The sequence below is a fragment of the Streptomyces sp. NPDC050610 genome, from assembly GCF_040654875.1.
Taxonomy (GTDB): domain Bacteria; phylum Actinomycetota; class Actinomycetes; order Streptomycetales; family Streptomycetaceae; genus Streptomyces.
In genome coordinates this window covers 66,358-85,935 of record NZ_JBFAIV010000031.1, presented here as the reverse complement: position 1 = coordinate 85,935, position 19,578 = coordinate 66,358, and the positions used below count along the sequence as shown (strand labels likewise).

Sequence of the window (19,578 nt, the reverse complement as noted above, 5' to 3'; positions counted from 1 at the left end):
GGGCAGTGGGAACCAGGGGCGTGCCTTGGGCCCTCACCACAGCGCGGGGACGCGGGCCGCCCAGGGGCGGGCCTCCTCCAGCTGGGCCGAGAGGGAGATGAGGGTGGCCTCGTCGCCGTAGCGGGCGGCGAGCATGACGCCGATGGGCAGGTTCTCGACGTTCCAGTGCAGCGGCACGCTGGCGGCGGGCTGGCCGGTCGCGTTGTAGAGCATGGTGTACGGGGTGAACGCGCTCATCAGCTCGAAGTCGCCCGCAGGGTTCGCGTCGTCGTGCAACGAGCCCACTGGGACCGGGGGTTGAGCAAGCGTCGGGGTGAGGATCACGTCGTAGCCGGTGTCCGCCGGCTGGATGGTGTCGGCGATCAGCCGGCCCAGCTTTCGGAACTCCTGGAGCCCTTGGGCGTACTCCACCCCGGACACCTTCGCGGCGCCCTTGCGCAGTTCGCGCGTGAGCGGCGTCAGCAACTCCTCGGAGCCCGGCGGCACCGGGCTGGTCGCGGCCATCACCTCCCAGATCTGGCGAAGCGCGGCGGCGGCCCCGCCGCTCAGCACGGGCGGCGGCAACTCATCGACGGTGTGGCCGAGTTCGCGCAGCAGATCGGCCGCCTCGTCCACGGCCTCGCGGCAGTCGGGGTGGAGCGACACGCCGGGCACGGACGGCTCGGGCATGCAGGCGACACGCAGCGTCTTCGGCCGGCGGAGCGCCTGCTGCGCGAAGGTCTCCCCGGGCGGCAGCGCGGGCGCGGTGAACGGGCCGCCGGGCACCGGCGCGGCGAGTACGTCGAGGAGCGCCGCCGCGTCCGCGACCGTACGGGCCAAGGGGCCCGCGGCGGTCATGCCGCTGACGTCGTGCAGTGCGGGACCTTCGCCGACCCGGCCGCGGCTCGGCTTGAGACCGAAGAGCCCGCAGGCCGAGGAGGGGATGCGGATCGAGCCGCCGCTGTCCGTGCCGTGCGCGACGGGCGCCAGCCCCGAGGCGACGGTCGTCGCCGCGCCGCCGCTCGACCCGCCGGCCGAGCGGTCGAGGCCCCACGGGGTGCGGGCGGGCGGTGCCACCCGGTTCTCGGCGTACGGCGGCAGGGCGAACTCCGACGTGTTGGTCTTGCCGAGCAGGACGGTGCCGGCCGCACGGAGCTTGGTGACGACGTGGTCGTCCACGGTCGGCACATGGTCCACGAGCGCCGCCGATCCCATCGTGCAGCGCACGCCCGCGACGAAGCTGACATCCTTCACCGGTACCGGCACGCCGTGCAGCGGCGGCAACTCCCGCCCTTCCCGGCGTGCTTCGGAGGCCGTACGTTCCGCCTCGGCCGCTTGCTTCCGCGCGATCTCATGGGTCACCGTGATGAACGCGCCGACGGTGGAGTCGAGTCGCTCGATGCGCTCCAGGTAGTGCTCCGTCAGCTCGACGGGGGACAGGTTTCCCGCCCGTATCGCGTCGCCCTGCTCCAGCGCGGTGAGATCGTGCAGCTGACCCATCTCCGGCCGTCCTCTCGTCGATCGCCGTCATGTGCGGGCCGTCGCCATGGGCCACGCCTCGCACCAGCGGTCGAGTCGGTAGCCAGGGGAGCGCCGGTCCGCAGAAGGAGCCTAACTCTTCTTAGGGTTGGCTTGCCTAACTTTTGGCATATGCCTGCGGGTGTGGTCCGGGTGCTCGCGTGCCTGCGCCCGCGTCACGTGTCCAAGTGTCGAGAAAACTTGGATTGGACGGAGCGGCGGCCCACCCGGCAGGTGCACAGCGAATCCACAGGCGTCCAACCGCGTCGGAAGGATATTCGTTGACATCCTTAAGGCCAGGCGGTCAAATTCCAAGGAGCTGGATACGGGGATGGCGCATCGACAGTGCGGTCGGTGCGCGGCAACACAGGGACCACAGATATCACTGACACCTTCCGCCGCTCACGTACGGGAGCGGCTGGGAATGTCGGACGGGGGCGGGTCGCTTTGGCGGCCCTCCGGCAGGCGTCGCCGACGCCGCTGGACAGAGAATTCCGTACGTGCGCGAATCCGTGCCGCCTTTCCCCCGGGCCGGAGCACGGGCCGGCGGTGGTCGACACCGCCTGATGTGTGGATGTGTGCACGGTGAGCAGTCGGTACAAGTCCGGCTGGGCAACAGCAGGCGCTTCGGGAACGGGGCTGCCCGTTGAGGGGGAAAAGATGAACGGCCGGAACGGTGACGCGCTGCCCCTGTCCGAAGCCCGGCAGGGAATTGACCGGCGAGATATGGGGACGACGCGAGAAACGGGGAATTCCCGCGTGCTCGACACGATCCACCGGTACGTCGACGTGACCGGAGCTCTCGACCTGGACACCCTCGCCCGCGCGCTGAAGCTGGTCGCTGACGAGACGGAGATACTGCGCGCGCACACCCTGACGGACGGCGAAGGAACCGCTCAACTCGTCGCCGGGGACCCGGAACCGGAGCTGCCGCTCATCGACCTGCGCGGCGAGAGCGACCCCCGGCGCGCGGCGGAGGAGCTGATACGGGCGGAGGCGCTACGCATGCGGGATGCCGCCGCAGCTGGTGAGCGGCCGTTCTCCTACGCCGTCTACCGGCTCGCCGCCGACCGCCATCTCTGGTCGCAGTGCTACAGCCCGCTGCTGGTGGACGAATTCGCGTCCGCGCTGCTGGAGCGGCGCGTCGCCGAGGTGTACACGGCGCTCTCGCGAGGCGGGGCCGTTTCCGAACCGCACTACGTGTCGCTGCGCGCGGCCGCTGAGCGGGAGACGGCCTACCTGGAGTCGGAGCGGTACGCGCGTGACCGGGCGTACTGGCTCGACCGCTGCGCCGGCCGGCCGGCGCCGGTCGCCATTCCGGGCTACCGGTCGGGCGGCACCGGCCCGGCCGAGGGCGCGGGTGCGTCTGGGCTCGGGGGTGGTATGGCCGGGGACGGCGGAACGGTGCGCCGGGAGACGGGGAGCCTGGCACCGGCCGCGGCGTCCCGGCTGCGGGCCGCGGCCTCTCGGAGCGGCGTGAGCTGGCAGCGATGGGTGATCGCCGCGCTAGGGGCGTTCGTCGGCCGGATGACCGGCGCGGACGAGGCAGCACTGAGCCTGGCGATATCGGGCCGGGCGGAATACGGGGACCGGCGGACGCCGTGCGCGATGGCCGACACACTGCCCCTCAGGTTTCCGGTACGGGCCGGGGCGGGCCTGGCGGAGCTGGTGGGCGAGGCGGACCGTGGAATCACCGAACTGCTGGAGCATCAGCAATTCCGAGGGGACCGGCTCCGCCGCGAACTGGGTCGACCGGAGGACGACCGCCGGAACTTCGGACCGTACGTGCGCATCGTTCCGGCGGATGAAGAACTTCGATTCGGGCCGTGCCGGGCAACCGTCCACGACCTGTCGAATCGACTCGTCGATGAATTCGGCGTCCTGGTCTCCGAAACAGTCTCCGAAACAGTCTCCGAAACACCGGACAGTGCGGCGATTCGGATCACCTTCGAGGCGAGTTCCGCGCTGTACGACGACGCCTGGGTGAAAGGCGCACATCGATCATTCCTGCGGCTCTTGGAAAGGGCGGCGGACAACCCTTCCGTTCCGATGGGGCGAATCGACATCCTCAACGACTCCGAACGCTCGCTGGCCGTGGGCGAGCGGAATGAAACCGGCCGACCCCGATCGGCGGATTCCGTTCTTGAGCTGTTTTCCGCACGGGTCGCCGCAATTCCGGACGCAGTTGCCGTCCGGTGCGGTCCGGATGCGTTGACGTATGGGGAGCTGGAGGGCCGGGCGGATCGGCTGGCTCGGTACCTGGTGCGGTCGGGTGTGGTCCGGGAGTCGCGGGTGGGTCTGTGCCTGCCGCGCGGGGTGGACATGGTCGTCGGGCAGTTGGCGGTGTGGAAGGCCGGTGGCGCGTACGTACCGCTGGACCCCGAATACCCGGCGGACCGGCTGGCGTTCATGGCTGCCGACAGCGGAGCGTCGGTGGTGCTGGCGACCGGGGCGACGATGGCGAAGGCGCCGGCCGACACAGTGCGCGTCGTGGCGTTGGAGGACATCGCGAACGAGCGCGTTGGGGCCGAGAGGAAAGCTCCGCTCGAAACGGCGCCCAAGACCGACCAGTTGGCGTATGTGATCTACACCTCCGGTTCGACGGGTCGGCCGAAGGGTGTGGCTGTCGCGCACGGCGGTGTGGCGAATCTGGCGGAGGTCATGCGGCCGGTGCTGGGTGTGTCTGAAGGTGTGACGGCGCTTCAGTTCGCGTCGTTCAGTTTCGATGCCGCGGTGCTGGATGTGGCGGTGACGTTGGGCGGTGGCGGCACGCTGGCGATCGCGTCGAGCGAGGAGCGCAAGGAGCCGGAAGCTCTCGCCCGGATGATCGAGGCGGCCGGTGTGAGTGTGGCGAGCGTCGTCCCGTCCCTCCTGGGCGTGCTGGACCCGGCGGCCGTACCCGGCGTACGGAACTGGGTGCTGGGCGCCGAGCGGCTGACCGCTGATCTGGCCGCGCGATGGCGGACCGGGGCGCGGGTGTGGAACACGTACGGTCCGACCGAAGCGACCGTGATCACGACGGCGACGCTGCTGGACGAGGGCATCAGCTCGCAAGGCGCGCTGCCCGCGATCGGCAGCCCCATCGGCAACGCCCGGGTCTTCGTCCTCGACGAGTCTCTTCAGCCGGTGCCCGTCGGCATGGTCGGCGACCTGTACGTGGCCGGGGCCGGGCTGGCACGCGGCTACGTGGGCCGTGCCGGGCTGACGGCCGATCGGTTCGTGGCCTGCCCCTTCCTGCCCGGCGCTCGGATGTACCGCTCCGGCGACCTGGCACGGTGGACGGCTGACGGGCAGTTGGAGTTCGCCGGGCGCGCGGACGAGCAGGTCAAGATCCGCGGCTTCCGCGTCGAACCCGGTGAGATCGAGGCCGTTCTGACGGCGCATCCGTCGGTGAGCCAGGCAGCGGTGGTGGTCCGCGAGGACCGGCCGGGCGAGCGGCGGTTGGTCGGCTACGTCGTATCCGGGGCGCCGGACCTCGACCCGGCGTCGGTGCGCGAGTACGCGGCCGAGGCGCTGCCGGAACACATGGTGCCCCGTGTGGTGGTGCTGCTCGACGCCCTGCCGCTCACGGTGAACGGCAAGCTGGACAAGGCGGCACTGCCTGCCCCCCGAACCGAGGAACGCGCCCCTGGGCGAGACGCGCGGACACCTCTCGAAGCCGCGTTGTGCGGCCTGTTCGCCGAGGTGCTGGGCCTGGAGCGGGTGAGCGCCGACGCTAACTTCTTCGGGCTGGGCGGCGATTCGATCCTCGCCATGCTGCTGGTGTCGGGCGCCCGGCGCGTCGGACTGTCCATCACCACCCGTCAGGTCTTCGAGCACCGCACCCCGGCCGGCCTGGCGACCGTGGCCGTCTCTCCGGATCTGGAGGGGGCTGATGCGGGGCCGACACGTACTGCGCGGGACAGGAGCGGTGGCCACTCGCCGTCCGGCGTGCCTCTCCTGGCGCTTTCGCGGAGTCAAACGGAGGAGCTGAGGGCGGCGGTTCCCGGGCTGGTCGATGTGCTGCCGGTCTCGCCTCTGCAGGAGGGGCTGCTCTTCCACTCGCTGTTCGACGAGCAGGACGAGGACGTCTACGCGGAGCAGCTGGTCGTCGACCTCGACGGGGTTGTCGACGTGGACGTGTTGCGCGCGTCGTGGCGGGTGCTGTTGGAGCGGCATGCGGCTTTGCGGGTGGGTTTCCGTGTGGTGCCGGGGTTGGGGCGGCCGGTGCAGACGGTGGTGCGGGATGTGGTGCTGCCGTGGCGCGAGGAGGATGTCTCGGGCGTTGGCGCGGAGGCCGCGTGGGCGGAGTCGGAGCGGTGGGGTGCGGAGGAGCGGGCGCGGCGCTTCGATCTCGGTGAGCCGCCGCTGTTGCGGGTGCTGCTGATCAAGGTTGGCCAGGATCGCTATCGGATGATGGTGACGCTCCATCACCTTGTCTTGGACGGGTGGTCGTTGCCGGTACTGCTGCGTGAGCTGTGGGCCTGCTATGCGGCATGCGGCAGTGGGGACGGTCTCCCCGCGGTGGCTCAGCACCGTGAGCATCTCGCGTGGCTCGGCCGGCAGGATGCGGTGGCGGCCGGTGAGGCGTGGCAGTCGGCGTTGGCGGGGGTGGAAGAGCCCACACTGGTCGCGCCGGGAGTCGGTTCGGGTCAGGCGGGTGTGCCGGGCCGGGTGACGGCCCAGTCGGGCCCGGAACTGGTCGCCGCCTTGGCAGCCCTCTCCCGTGACTGTGGCGTGACGTTGAATACGGTGGTGCAGGCTGCTTGGGCTGTGGTGGTCGGGCAGTTGGCGGGTCGTAGTGATGTGGTGTTCGGGGCGACGGTGGCGGGGCGTCCGGCGGATCTGCCGGGTATGGCGGAGATGCTGGGGCTGTTCATCAACACCGTTCCGGTGCGGGTGGTGTTGGAGCCGGGGCGGACTGTCGCGGAGACGCTGACGGAGCTACAGGTTCAGCAGTCGGCCTTGCTCGATCATCAGCATTTGGGCCTGAGCGCCATCCAGCGACTTGCCGGGCCCGGAGCGTCCTTCGACACCTTGCTCGCGTTCGAGAACTACCCGGGCGAACTGGCCGCCGCGCCGCCCCTTGACGGTCTGACACCGACGAACGCCGAAGTACGCGGGGCGACCAACTTCGCGGTGGCGCTCGGCGTCATCCCCGCCGACGTCCTCCACCTCCACCTGGACTACCAGCCGGATCGGATCGACTGGCATCAAGCCGTGCAGATGGGCCGCCGGTTGATGCGGGTGCTGGAACAGATCGCGGCGGACCCGGGGACGCGGATCGGCGACATCGACGTGCTCGGCGAGGCCGAGCGTACGCAGGTGGTCGAGCGGTGGAACGACACCGGGCTGCCGGTCTCGGCGCGCACTGTCGTCGACCTCTACGCACGGTGGCCGGAGCGGTCGCCCCACGCGGTGGCGGTTCGGTGTGGTGCGGACGCGTTGACGTATCGAGAGTTGGAGGGTCGGGCGAACCGTCTGGCGCGGTACTTGTCCCGTCTGGGTGTGGGGCGTGAGTCGCGGGTGGGTCTGTGCCTGCCGCGCGGTGTGGACATGGTCGTGGGGCTGCTGGCGGTGTGGAAGGCGGGCGGCGCGTACGTACCGCTGGATCCGGAGTACCCGGCGGACCGGCTCGCCTACATGATCGCGGACAGTGGCGCGTCGATCGTCCTGACGACCACTCAGGCAGCGGCCCAGGTTTCGGCCGGTGACGCGCGCGCGGTGGCCCTGGACGAGGTGGCCGTATTCATCGACGCCGAGTCGGCATCGCCGCTCGATATCGCGGTCGAGCCGCATCAGTTGGCGTACGTGATCTATACGTCCGGGTCGACCGGTCGGCCGAAGGGTGTGGCGGTCGCGCATGGCGGTGTCGCGAACCTGGCGGAGGCCATGCGGCCCGTGTTGGGCGTGACCGAAGGCGTGACGGCGCTTCAGTTCGCCTCCTTCAGCTTCGACGCCGCGGTGCTGGACGTCGCGGTCACCCTCGGCGCCGGGGGCACGCTGGCGATCGCGTCGAGCGACGAACGTACCGAGCCGGAAGCCCTCGCCCGGATGATCCACACGACGGGCGTGAAAGTGGCGAGCGTCGTCCCCTCCCTGCTGGGAGCGCTGGACCCGGCCGCCGTCTCCGGCGTCGAGAACTGGGTGGTGGGCGCCGAGCGCGTGACCGCGGACCTGGCCGCACGGTGGCGCGCCGAGTCGCGGGTGTGGGTCGCGTACGGCCCGACCGAGGCGAGCGTGATCACCACGTCCGCGCTGCTGGCCGAGGGCATCGACGCGCAGGACGCGCCGCCGGCGATCGGCCGCCCCATCGGCAATGTGAAGGTCTTCGTCCTGGACAGCTTCCTGCGGCCGGTGCCCGCGGGCGTGACAGGCGAACTGTACGTGGCCGGGGCCGGGCTGGCACGCGGCTATGTGGGCCGCCCGGGGCTGACGGCGGAGCGGTTCGTGGCCTCGCCCTTCCTGCCCGGTGTGCGCATGTACCGCTCGGGCGACCTGGCGCGGTGGACGGCCGACGGGCAGACGGAGTTCGTCGGGCGCTTGGACGAGCAGGTGAAGATCCGGGGGTTCCGGGTCGAACCCGGCGAGGTGGCAGCTGTTCTGACGGGCCATCCGGAGGTGGCCCAGGCTGCCGTGCTGGTACGGGAGGACCGGCCGGGCGAGCAGCGGCTGGTCGGCTACGTCGTGCCTGAGGGCCAGGACATCGACGTGCGGCCGCTGCGCGAGTACGCGGCCGGGGCCCTGCCGGAGTACATGGTGCCGAGCGCCCTCATGGTCCTGGACGCCCTGCCGCTCACGGTGAACGGGAAGCTCGACAGGGCTGCCCTGCCTGCTCCCGAGACCACGGCGATGGACGGCCGAGCACCCGAGACGGCGGTCGAAGGAGTGCTGTGCGGGTTGTTCGGCTCGGTGCTCGGGCTGGAACAGGTGGGCGCCGATGACAGCTTCTTCGGGCTGGGCGGCGACTCGATCATGTCGATGCTGCTGGTGTCGCACGCCCGTCGCGCGGGACTGCTGATCACGAGCCGTCAGGTCTTCGAGCAGCGGACACCGGCCGGGCTGGCGACGGTGGCCGTCGCGGCCGATGGCGTGGAGCTCCGCGATGAGGTGCCCGGTGTCGGCGAAGTGCCCCTGACTCCGGTGATGCACGAGCTGCTGGACCGCGTCGGCCCGGAGAACGCGGGCCGAGTGGTCCAGCAGGCGGTCGTGATGACTCCGGCAGATCTGGACTTCGCCGCTCTGACGGTCGCGATGCGAACCCTGATGGCCCGTCACGATGTGTTGCGGGCGCGGTTGGAGGTGGAGCCGTACCGGCGGTTGGTGGTGCCGGAGGCGGCTTCCGTCGACGGGATCGTACGTCGGGTGGACGCCTCGGCGGAGGTCGCGTGGTCGGAGCCGCTCGCTGAGCAGGTGCGGGTGGCGGCGGAGCGGTTGGACCCGTCAGCCGGTGTGATGGTGCAGGTGGTGTGGCTCGACGCCGGACCGGGGAGGCGGGGGCGGCTGTTGGTGGTCGCGGACCACCTGGTGGTGGACACCGTGTCCTGGCAGGTGCTGTTGCCTGACCTGGAGTACGCGTACGACGAGTTGGCCGCCGGCCGTCAGCCGTCGCTCGACGTGGTTCCGGTGTCGTTCCGGCGGTGGTCGCGTGAGCTGTCGGCCGAGGCGGCCAGCGCGGGCCGGGTGGCGGAGCTGTCGCAGTGGTGCGAGTTGCTGCGGGGTGCTGACACGTTGCTGACCGATCGGCGCGTGGACCCGAGCCGCGATGTCGAGGCGACGGTGCGGCGCGTCTCGATGACGGTTCCCGCCGAGGTCGCCTCCGCGGTGCTGGCGGGGGTTCCGGCTGCTTTCCACGCGGGCATCGATGACGTTCTGCTGGCCGGTCTGGCAGTGGCGGTCGGCGGGTGGCGGGGCCGTGGGGTGGACGGCGGCTTCCTGGTGGATGTGGAGGGGCATGGGCGGGCGTCGGAGGCGGACCTGTCGCGGACAGTGGGCTGGTTCACCAACGTCCGGCCGGTACGGCTCGACGCCGGAGACTTCGACGCGGCCGAGGTGCGGGCGGGCGGCGCCGCTGCCGGTCGGCTGCTGAAGCTCGTAAAGGAGCAGGTACGGGCAGTGCCGGGGGACGGGCTGGGGTACGGGATGCTGCGCCGTCTCAATGCCGAGACCGCGCCCGTACTGGCCGACCTGCCATCGGCACAGATCGGGTTCAACTACCTGGGCCGGATCGCCGGCCGCGAGGGCGACTGGCAGCCGCTCCTGGCGACCGAACTCGACGGCAGCGTGGCGGGCGCGTTCCCCGTGATGCACGCCCTGGAGGTGCTGGGAGCGGTACGCGACACTGCCGACGGCCCGGAACTCACGCTGACTCTGGCGTGGCCGGAGCGGGTGCTGGACGAGGCCACCGCGCGGGAAATTCTGAACGGCTGGGCAGCGGCGCTTGGCGGCATGGCCTCGCACACGGCCGGCGCCGGGAGCGGTGGATACACGCCTTCCGACTTCTCCCTAGTCGAGCTGTCGCAGGGTCAGGTGGAGGAGCTGGAGGCGGCGGTCTCCGGCCTGGCGGAAGTGCTGCCGGTCTCGCCCTTGCAGGAAGGGCTGCTCTTCCACTCGCTGTTCGACGAGCAGGACGACGACACCTATATGGAGCAGTTGGTCGTCGATCTCGACGGCAGGCTGGACGCGGGTGTGCTGCGTGCGTCGTGGCGGGTGCTGTTGGAGCGGCATGCGGCGTTGCGGGTGGGTTTCCGTGTGGTGCCGGGGTTGGGGCGGCCGGTGCAGACGGTGGTGCGGGATGTGGTGCTGCCGTGGCGCGAGGAGGATGTGTCGGGGCTTGGCGCGGAGGCCGCGTGGGCGGAGTCGGAGCGGTGGGGTGCGGAGGAGCGGGCACGGCGCTTCGATCTCGGTGAGCCGCCGCTGTTGCGAGTGCTGCTGATCAAGGTAGGTACGGATCGCTATCGGATGATGGTGACGCTCCATCACCTTGTCTTGGACGGCTGGTCGTTGCCGGTACTGCTGCGTGAGCTGTGGGCGTGCTATGCGGGGGGCGGCAGTGGGAGCGGACTGCCTGCGGTGGCTCAGCACCGTGAGCATGTGGCGTGGCTGGCTCGGCAGGATGTGGCGGCGGCCGACGAGGCGTGGCGGGCGGCGTTGGCAGGGGCGGAGGAGCCCACGCTGGTGGCGTCGGCGACTGCTGCCAGGCGGTCGGATGCGACGGGCCGGGTGGTGGCTCAGACAGGCCGGGAGTTGGCTGTCGCATTGGGGCGGCTGTCCCGTGACTGCGGTGTGACGCTCAATACGGTGGTGCAGGCTGCTTGGGCTGTGGTGGTCGGGCAGTTGGCGGGTCGTAGTGATGTGGTGTTCGGGGCGACGGTGGCGGGGCGTCCGGCGGAGTTGCCGGGTATGGCGGAGATGTTGGGGCTGTTCATCAACACCGTGCCGGTGCGGGTGGTGTTGGAGCCGGGGCGGACTGTCGCGGAGACGCTGACGGAGCTGCAGGTTCAGCAGTCGGCCTTGCTCGATCATCAGCATTTGGGCCTGAGCGCCATTCAGCGACTTGCCGGGCCCGGTGCCTCCTTCGACACCTTGCTCGCGTTCGAGAACTACCCGGGCGACCCCGCGGTGAAGCCGTCCGTCCCGGGGCTGACGCTCACGGACACCGAGATACGCGAGTCGACCAACTTCGCCCTGACCCTGAGCGTGAACCCTGCTGAGGACCTCGGACTCTGGCTGGACTACCGGCCCGACCTGTTCGACGAGGAGGGCGTACTCGCCGTGGCGGCACGGCTGGTGCGAGTGCTGGCGCAGATGGCGGCCGACTCCGGGGTCCGGGTGAGCGACATCGACGTCCTCGGCCCCGAGGAGCGCTCCCGAGTAGTGGGGGAGTGGAACGACACCGCTCAGCCGCTGGACGCGGGGACGGTGCTGGATCTCTTCGCCGCTCGGGCCTCCTCCGCCCCGGGCGCGGTGGCGGTGCGGAGCGGTGCGGATGCGTTGACGTATGGGGAGTTGGAGGGTCGGGCGAATCGGCTGGCTCGGTACCTGGTGCGGTTGGGTGTGGGGCGTGAGTCGCGGGTGGGTCTGTGCCTGCCGCGCGGGGTGGACATGGTCGTAGGGCTGCTGGCGGTGTGGAAGGCGGGCGGCGCGTATGTACCGCTGGACCCCGAATACCCGGCGGACCGACTTGCCTACATGGCAGCTGACAGCGGCGTGTCCGTAGTGGTGGCGACCGCACGGACAGCGGCCGAGGCTCCGACCGGGCCGAGGACACTGCTGTTGGACGCGGCGGCCGAGGCTGTGAACCTGGAGTCCGCCGAGCCTTTGGAACGCTCCATAACGTCGGATCAGTTGGCGTATGTGATCTACACGTCCGGTTCGACGGGGCGGCCGAAGGGTGTGGCTGTCGCGCACGGTGGTGTGGCGAATCTGGCGGAGGTCATGCGGCCGGTGCTGGGTGTGTCTGAAGGTGTGACGGCGCTTCAGTTCGCGTCGTTCAGTTTCGATGCCGCGGTGCTGGATGTGGCGGTGACCTTGGGCGGTGGCGGCACGCTGGCGATCGCGTCGAGTGCGGAGCGTACGGAGCCGGAGGCGCTGGCCCGGATGATCGAGGCCGCCGGTGTGAGGGTGGCGAGCGTGGTCCCGTCCCTCCTCGGTGTGCTGGATCCGGCCGCTGTGCCGGGCGTCGAGAACTGGGTGCTGGGTGCGGAGCGGCTGAGTGCGGATCTGGCGGCGCGGTGGCGGGCCGGGGCGCGGGTGTGGAATACGTACGGTCCGACCGAGGCGACCGTGATCACGACGGCGACGCTGCTGGACGAGGGCATCAGCTCACAGGACGCGCCGCCCGCGATCGGCAGCCCCATCGGCAACGCGCAGGTCTTCGTCCTCGACGACTTCCTGCGGCCGGCGCCTGCCGGAGTCACGGGTGAGCTGTACGTGGCCGGGGCCGGGCTGGCACGTGGCTACGTGGGGCGTGCGGATCTGACGGCGGAGCGGTTCGTGGCCTGCCCCTTCATTCCGGGCGCTCGGATGTACCGCTCGGGCGACCTGGCGCGGTGGACGGCTGACGGGCTGTTGGAGTTCGCGGGGCGGGCGGACGAGCAGGTGAAGATCCGTGGTTTCCGGGTCGAGCCGGGCGAGATCGAGTCCGTTCTGGCCTCCCACCCGGATGTGGTCCAGGCCGCTGTGATGCTCCGTGAGGACCGGCCGGCCGAGAAGCAGTTGATCGCATACGTGGTGCCGGTCGTTCCAGTCTCTCCAGTCCTCCCCGCCCTTTTTGCCGACTCCGTCACCTCCGATCGCGAGTCCGGCGGCTCGCTCGACGGCGCGGCGCCGCTCGACAGTGCAAAGCTGCGGGACTACGCCGGTGGCCGGCTGCCCGACTACATGGTCCCGGCAGCGGTCGTACTGCTGGAGGCGCTGCCGCTGACAGCCAACGGGAAGCTCGACCGAGCCGCGCTCCCCGCGCCGGACTTCGCGGAGCGCGTGTCGGGCCGTGCTCCGGTCGGTGCGACGGAAGAGCTCCTGTGCGCGCTGTTCGGCGAGGTGCTCGGTGTGGAGCGGGTGGGGGCCGATGACAGCTTCTTCGGGCTGGGCGGCGACTCGATCATGTCGATGCTCCTGGTGTCCAATGCCCGCCGTGCGGGCTTGGTGTTCACGAGCCGTCAGGTCTTCGAGGAGCGGACGCCGGAGGGCCTGGCGGTGGTGGCGGTCGCGGCCGATGAGGCTGACTGCCGCGATGAGGTGCCCGGTGTCGGCGAAGTGCCCCTGACTCCGGTGATGCACGAGCTGCTGGATCGAGTCGGCCCGGAGAACGCGGGCCGAGTGGTCCAGTCGAGTGTGCTGGTCACGCCTGCCGGTGCCGGCTTTGAGGCATTGGCTGGAGCAGTACGGGTCGTGATGGAGCGTCATGATGTGTTGCGGGCGCGGTTGGAGGTGGAGCCGTACCGGCGGTTGGTGGTGCCGGAGACGGTTTCCGTCGACGGGCTCGTACGGATACGTCGGGTGGACGCGACGGCGGGAGGCGCGTGGTCCGAGCTGCTCGCTGAGCAACTGCGGGTAGCGGCGGGGCGGTTGGACCCGTTGGCCGGTGTGATGGTGCAGGCGGTGTGGCTCGACGCCGGACCGGGGAGGCAGGGGCGACTGCTGGTGGTCGCGGATCACCTTGCGGTGGATTCCGTGTCCTGGCAGGCGCTGTCCTCTGATCTGGTGCATGCCTACCGGGAGTTGGCCGCTAGCCGGCAGCCGTCGCTCGACGGGGTTCCGGTGTCGTTCCGGCGGTGGGCGCGTGAGCTGTCGGCCGAGGCGGAGAACCCCGACCGCGTGGCGGAGCTGCCGGAGTGGTGCGAGCTGCTGCGGGGTGCTGACACGTTGCTGACCGATCGGCGCGTGGACCCGAGCCGTGATGTCGAGGCGACGGTGCGGCGCGTCTCGGTGACAGTTTCCGCCCAAGCCACTTCGGCCTTGCTCGCCGCTGCCCCGGCCGCGTTCCACGCCGGGATCGATGACGTTCTCCTGACCGCGTTGGCAGTGGCGGTGGGCGAGTGGCGGGGCCGTGGGGTGGACGGTGGCTTCCTGGTGGATGTGGAGGGGCACGGGCGGGCGTCGGAGGTGGACCTGTCGCGGACGGTGGGCTGGTTCACCAATGTCCGGCCGGTGCGGCTCGACGCCGGAGACTTCGACGCGGCCGAGGTGCGGGCGGGCGGCGCCGCTGCGGGTCGGGTGCTGAAGCTCGTAAAGGAGCAGGTGCGAGCGGTGCCCGGGGACGGGCTGGGGTACGGGATGCTGCGTCGTCTCAATGCCGAGACCGCGCCCGTACTGGCCGACCTGCCATCGGCACAGATCGGGTTCAACTACCTGGGGCGGGTTGCGGCCGCTGAGACGGGTTCCGTGGGCGCGGCGGCCGACTGGACCGTGACCGGCGAGACCGATCCGGACAGTTTCGGACCTGGCGAGGTCGTGAGCGGTCAGGACCCGGATGGGGAGCTGCCCGTCATGCACGCCCTGGAGATCCTGGGCATGGTGCGCGACCTGGCCGGCAGCGGGCCGGAGCTGACGCTCACCCTCTCCTGGCCGGAGCGGCTGTTGGAAGAGGAGGCGGCGCGGGCGCTGCTGGACGGCTGGGCGGCGACGCTGGCCGGCCTCGCCACGCACGTCGCCGACCCTGCTGCCCCCGGCGTCGGGGGGCACTCGCCCTCGGACTTCCCCCTCGTCGACCTGTCGCAGGAGGGCGTGGAGGAGCTGGAGCACGCGGTACCGGGGCTGGTGGACGTATGGCCGCTGTCGCCGTTGCAGGAAGGGCTGCTGTTCCACTCCGCCTTCGATGACGGCGGGACGGATGTGTACGGCGGACAGCGGGCTCTGGCCCTGGAGGGGCCTTTGGACGTCGGGCGGTTGCGGGCTTCCTGGGACGCGGTGCTGACGCGGCATCCGGGGCTGCGCGCGAGTTTCCATCAATTGGCTTCGGGCGAGGCGGTGCAGGCCGTCGCGCGTGACGTGGCGGTGCCGTGGCACGAGGCCGATCTGTCGGGGCTGCCCGAGGCGGAGGCGTCGGCGGCGATGGCCCGGCTGACGGAGAACGAGCTGGCGGAGCGCTTCGATGTGACGGCGGCCCCGCTGCTGCGGCTGCTGCTCGTCCGGGTCGGCGAGGACCGCCACCAACTCGTATTGACGACCCATCACATCATTCTGGACGGTTGGTCGTTGTCGACAATGCTCAATGATCTGACGACGGTGTACGCCGAGGGCGGCGACCGCCGGTCGTTGCCGCCGGCGCTGTCCTACCGGGAGTACCTGGCGTGGCTCGGCCGCCAGGACGTGGAGGCGACGCGCTCCGCATGGCGGGCTGAGCTGGCGGGGACGGACGAGCCGACGCGCGTCGTGCCCGCGGACTCGGTGCGGGTCCAGATGCAGCCCGAGCCGGTGTTCCGGCAGTGCGATGAAGAGCTGACCCGCTCCCTGACGGGCCTGGCCCGCGAGCGCGGACTGACGGTGGCGAACATGCTGCGGGGCGCTTGGGCGCTGGTGCTGGCGCGGCTGGCGGGCCGTTCCGACGTGGTGTTCGGCAGTACGGTCGCGGGACGGCCGGCGGATCTGCCGGGTGTGCAGTCGGCGATCGGTCTGTTCATCAACACGCTTCCGGTTCGGGTGAGCCTGTCGGCGGGGCAGCCGGTCATCGAGATGCTCGCCGAATTGCAGGAACGCCAGGTACGGCTGATGGGGCATCAGTACATGGGGCTGGCGGAGATCAACCGCCTCGCCGGACCCGGCGCGGAGTTCGACACCCTGGTGGTGTACGAGAACTACCCCCGCCCGGCCGAACAGCCCAGCGGCCCCGGCACGCTGACCATGCGTCCCACCGGCCGGCCCCAGGACGCCAGCCACTACCCGCTCGCGCTGATCGCCAGTCCCGGGGACCGGCTGGAGGTGCAGCTCGACTACCGGCCGGACGTATACGACCGTCCCGCCGCGGAGGCGATCGCGGATCGGCTGATACGGGTGCTGGAACAGCTGGTCGCCGATCCGTCGGCGCCAGTGGCCCGTATCGACCTGCTGGCACCCGCGGAACGCGAGCTGATGGCGGGCTGGAACGCCACTGACGCAGCATCGACATCTCGCGCGTCGGTGCCGGAGATGATCGCGGATCAGGCGAAGCGCTCGCCCGGTGCGGCAGCGGTAGTGACTACATCCGTTGAACACTCCGTCAGCTACGCGGAGTTGGAGGGCCGGGCGAACCGGCTGGCTCGGTATCTGGTGCGGCGGGGTGTGGTCCGGGAGTCGCGCGTGGGTCTGTGCCTGCCGCGCGGGGTGGACATGGTCGTCGGGCAGTTGGCGGTGTGGAAGGCGGGCGGCGCGTACGTACCGCTGGATCCGGAGTATCCGGCGGACCGGCTCGCGTACATGATCGCCGACAGTGGCGCGTCGATCGTCCTGGCGACCGCTGAGACAGCGGCTGACGTGGCGGAGGGCGCTGCGGCGCGCGTAGTGGTGCTGGGCGAGGTGGTGGAAGTCGTCGGCACGGAGTCGGCTGAGCACTTCCAACAGCCTTTGGCTACGCAGCAGTTGGCCTACGTGATCTATACGTCCGGTTCGACGGGGCGGCCGAAGGGTGTGGCTGTCGCGCATGGCGGTGTGGCGAATCTGGCGGAGGTCATGCGGCCGGTGCTGGGTGTGTCTGAAGGTGTGACGGCGTTGCAGTTCGCGTCGTTCAGTTTCGATGCCGCGGTGCTGGATGTGGCGGTGACGTTGGGTGGGGGCGGCACGCTGGCGGTCGCGTCGAGTGCGGAGCGTACGGAGCCGGAGGCGCTGGCCCGGATGATCGCGGCGACGGGCGTGAGCGTGGCGAGTGTCGTCCCGTCTCTCCTGGGTGTGCTGGATCCGGCTGCTGTGCCGGGTGTCGAGAACTGGGTGCTGGGTGCGGAGCGGCTGAGTGCGGATCTGGCGGCGCGGTGGCGGGCCGGGGCGCGGGTGTGGAATACGTACGGTCCGACCGAGGCGACCGTGATCACGACGGCGACGCCGCTGGACGAGGGCATCAGCCCGCAGGACGCACCCCCGCCGGTCGGCCGTCCCCTCGGCAACGTTCAGGTCTTCGTCCTCGATGATTTTCTGAGGCCGGTGCCGCCGGGTGTGACGGGTGAGCTGTACGTGGCCGGGGCCGGGCTGGCACGCGGCTATGTGGGCCGCCCGGGGCTGACGGCGGAGCGGTTCGTCGCCTGCCCCTCGGCTGCCGGTGCGCGTATGTACCGCTCGGGCGACCTGGCGCGGTGGACGGCCGACGGGCAGTTGGACTTCGTCGGGCGGGCGGACGAGCAGGTGAAGATCCGTGGTTTCCGGGTCGAGCCGGGCGAGATCGAGTCCGTGCTGGCGTCCCATCCGGACGTTGCCCAGGCCGCCGTCGTCGTCCGCGAGGACCGGCCGGGCGACAAGCGGCTGATCGGTTACGCAGTGGCCCGTGCTCCCGGCGACGAAGGTGTCCCCGAGCCGCTGACTGTCCCGGAGCCCGCGTCCCTCCCGCAAGCTCTGCGAGAGCACGTGGCCGAGATGCTGCCGGAGTACATGGTTCCGGCAGCCGTGATGGTTCTGGACGCCCTGCCGCTCACGGCGAACGGAAAGTTGGACAAGGCGGCCCTTCCCGCCCCGGACTTCGCCGTGCGGGCGGCGGGTCGTGCCCCCGTAGGCGCGGCCGAAGAGCTTCTGTGCGCGCTGTTCGCCGAGGTGCTGGGTGCCGAGCGGGTGAGCGCCGAGGACAGCTTCTTCGAGCTGGGCGGCGACTCGATCATGTCGATGCAACTGGCCTCGCGGGCAAGGCGTTCCGGCTGGGTGGTGACCCCCCGTCAGGTCTTCGAGGGGAAGACCGTGGAGCGGCTGGCGCTGGCCGTGGAACCGGTCCGGGCGGCAGCGGAAGAGCCGCTCGACGTCGGTATCGGCGAGGTGCCCTGGACCCCTGCGATGCGCGCGTTGGGCGAGGCGGCCGCCGGCCCGCGGTTCGCGCAGTGGTCCGTGGTGGGAGCTCCGCCGGGACTGGGTCTCGATGTGCTGAGGGCCGGTCTCGGCGCGGTCCTGGACGCGCACGACATGCTGCGGGCGCGCGCGGTGCTCGGTGGCTCCGAACCCGTTCTCGTGGTGGCCGAGCGCGGCTCGGTGGACGCGGCGGCACTGGTCGTACGAGTCGATGTGGCAGGCGTCGGGGACGGGGGCTCCCACCCACCCCGAGTCGAGACCTCGGACACGCCCACGGACGCGAACCCGGGCACGCCCACGGACGTGAACCCGGACGCGAACCCGGACGCGCTCACCGACGCAGCCCTGGACGCGATCACCGACGACGACCTCGACGCCCTCGCGGACGAAGCGGCCCAACGAGCGGTCGAGCGCCTGGACCCCGCCGCAGGTGTGATGGCGCAAGCGGTATGGCTGGACGCAGGCCTCCGGCGGACTGGTCGCCTGGTGCTGGTGGTGCACCACCTGGCGGTGGACGGCGTCTCCTGGCGGATTCTGCTGCCCGATCTCCAGGCGGCGTGCGAGGCGGCGGCAGCGGGCCGGGACCCCGCGCCGGACCCGGCGGGCACGTCCTTCCGCCGGTGGGCGCGGGAGCTGGCTGCGCAGGCCCGTAGCGAGGGGCGGCGGGCCGAGCTGGACGACTGGGCCATGCTGACGGGCGAGTCCGAGCCGCTCTTGGGGCGGCGAGCGCTGGACCCGGCGCGGGACACCGCCGCGACCTGGCGGGACCGTTCGTGGACGGTCCCCTCGTCGCAGGCCGCCACCCTGGCGGGCCGTACCCTTTCCGTCTTCCACTGCGGTGTCCACGAGGTGCTGCTCGCCGCCTTGGCCGGGGCCGTGGGGCAGTGGCGGCCCGGCAACGGAGCCGCCTCCGGAGTGCTGCTGGACATCGAGGGGCACGGCCGGGAGCCCCTGGCGGGCACCGACCTCTCGCGCACGGTGGGCTGGTTCACCAATGTGCATCCGGCCCGGCTGAAGACGACCGGCATCGATCTGCACCGTGCCCGAACAGGTGATTCGGCCGCCGGTGAGCTGCTGAAAGCGGTCAAGGAACAACTGCTGGCGATCCCTGGCGATGGGCTGGGCCACGGCATGCTGCGCCACCTGAATCCGGAGACGAGTCCAGTGCTCGCCGGGCTGCCGTCGCCGCAGATCGGGTTCAACTACCTGGGCCGGTTCCCCGCCCGTACGAGCACGGGAGCGGGTGCGGGCACGGGCCCAGGCGCGAGTACGGACCCGGTCGGCGCGTGGCAGCCGGCCGGCGCGTCGGCCGTCGGCGGTTCCGCCGAGCCGGACATGCCGGTCACCCACGCGCTGGAGGCGGGCGCGGTGATCCGGGACACGACGCAGGGGCCGGAGCTGACCCTCACCCTGGGCTGGGCCGGTGAGCTGCTGGACGAGGCCGCGGTCGAACGCCTCGGACAGGGCTGGCTGGCGATGCTGTCCGGGCTGGCCGCGCACACCACCGCCCCCGGCGCGGGCGGCCACACCCCCTCCGACTTCCTCCTCCTGGACCTCGCACAGGACGAAGTCGAGGCGTTCGAGGACGAGTTCGCCGACGGTCCCGCACTCCCCCCTGCACACAATCCGTTGTAAGGAGAAAGA

2 protein-coding genes are annotated in these 19,578 nt (G+C 71.0%); one reads left to right on the top strand and one right to left on the bottom strand.

Translation table 11 applies throughout. The annotated features are described in order from the left end of the window. Nucleotides 1-33: 33 nt before the first annotated feature. Nucleotides 34-1,479 (bottom strand): amidase, encoded by a 1,446-nt coding sequence (locus AB0I22_RS30630; protein ID WP_363134207.1) that lies wholly within the window; start codon nt 1,477-1,479, stop codon nt 34-36. 777 nt (nt 1,480-2,256) lie between these two features. On the opposite strand from AB0I22_RS30630, the gene AB0I22_RS30625 reads away from it, so the two are divergent. Continuing rightward, nucleotides 2,257-19,569, top strand: a complete 17,313-nt coding sequence (locus tag AB0I22_RS30625) for an amino acid adenylation domain-containing protein (RefSeq protein ID WP_363134206.1) — start codon at nt 2,257-2,259, stop codon at nt 19,567-19,569. The last annotated feature ends 9 nt before the right edge of the window (nt 19,570-19,578 follow it).

What these genes read in the sequence shown, in the direction of transcription:
- AB0I22_RS30630 (WP_363134207.1), bottom strand. Translation starts at nt 1,479, where the DNA reads ATGGGTCAGCTGCACGATCTCACCGCGCTGGAGCAGGGCGACGCGATA.